Here is a 424-nt window from a genome sequence, read left to right on the forward strand (position 1 = left end):
TTTAGTCCTGATACTGCTCTATTCTCAATAGTGATATTGCTTATATGTTTATCTATATTGTCATCAGTTATATCAAATACCATATAAGCACATCTCATATAATGTCTCAACCTCGTATCTTTGAGATTATGTGTAGGGATTAGCTCTAGAGTATCGTTGTGTATATTGACTTTGAGATTGGATACTTCGTAGTCGAACTCTAATTTACCTTGAATAGTATTAAAGCTAAAATACCTTACCTCAATTAAAGCCTTCTTTGCTTCTTTGTATTTTTTTTGAACATTAAATATTGGAGCATATTGCAAAACACTTAATTCAAAGTTATTCTCATCAAAATTTTCTCTATCTACTACAAAGCTTACCTTATCGATAGTATTTTCTTGTCCCACATAGACATTATGCACTATGAGCTTTCCTCTCTCAT

Annotated in this window: 1 protein-coding gene; it reads right to left on the bottom strand. The window is 30.9% G+C overall.

The features are described from left to right. Positions 1 to 404, bottom strand: a 404-nt coding sequence (locus CQA53_RS12030) for a hypothetical protein (protein WP_147290072.1), incomplete at its 3' end; no start/stop codon positions are given. Positions 405 to 424: the final 20 nt, after the last annotated feature.

The sequence above is a fragment of the Helicobacter didelphidarum genome, assembly GCF_003364195.1.
Taxonomy (GTDB): Bacteria; Campylobacterota; Campylobacteria; order Campylobacterales; family Helicobacteraceae; genus Helicobacter_A; species Helicobacter_A didelphidarum.